General features: G+C 40.7%; 1 protein-coding gene. It reads right to left on the reverse strand.

Going from position 1 to position 902, the window contains the following annotated elements; all coding sequences use genetic code 11:
- Positions 1-889, reverse strand: an 889-nt coding sequence (locus HGC4_RS13450) for a fimbrial protein (protein WP_255349836.1), incomplete at its 3' end; no start/stop codon positions are given.
- Between the last annotated feature and the right edge of the window lie 13 nt (positions 890-902).

Raw genomic sequence — 902 nt, forward strand, 5'->3', positions numbered from 1 at the left:
GTATAACCTTATAAATCTGTTTAATTCGATTGAAAACTCCCTCGATAGAAATCACCGTTTGGCTTTCTGCGACATCAAGAACAGTAGGCCACAGGTAGAATTCGCTTTCTGTATCTCCGTTATTAATGCCAGTATAACTTATGGGAGTCAGATTCCCGGAAGGGATACTGGCTCCTGTACTATTTTCATCCGTAAGATATCCGGCATACTTGGCATTGGATATCAGAATGCTCTGTATAAAGAAATTTGTTCCTGTCGGATTTCCGGGTTGACCGTCATCAGCGATATTAGATATATCGAAACGGGCTACACGACGTTTCAGGTTAATCGTTTTTTCGGCTGTCGTTGGATTAATAACGTCGATTACATCAGTATAACCTGTCATCAGTAAACCTTTAGCCGGGTCGATGGTAGTTATAGGAGCCGATCCTGTGTTGTTTGAGATTATTTTTTGAAAATCACCAAGCCTGTAGCCTATGATTATAGAACTCAAAGAAGCTGCAGGAACAGAATTTTCTACATTCGCCACCGCATAAAACGTTGCTGAAGTTCCAGCTGCATATCCCGCTACATCGAACAATGCTTTGCCTCCATTGTTAGACAAGTCTGCGGCTGAGAAAATCTGATAGGCTAACAATGTACTGCCTGGAACAGAGCCGTCAAACATATAAATATGTACGGAATTGATAACATTTTCGTCTGCTGAACCAACAATATTACCGTCATTGGGTGTTCCTGCATAAGTAACACCTCCACTGTTCATTGGAAAGCTAAATCCGATTTTTCCATGAGAATCAGGCTGGCCTATACCTCCGGTGAGATCCTCCTCATTGCTACAACCCATAAATAAAAGAGAGGTAGCTGCAAATAATAAAAATAAATACTTCATATCGTTCATATTA

The sequence above is a fragment of the Dysgonomonas sp. HGC4 genome, assembly GCF_001261715.1.
In the GTDB taxonomy this organism is placed as follows: domain Bacteria; phylum Bacteroidota; class Bacteroidia; order Bacteroidales; family Dysgonomonadaceae; genus Dysgonomonas_A.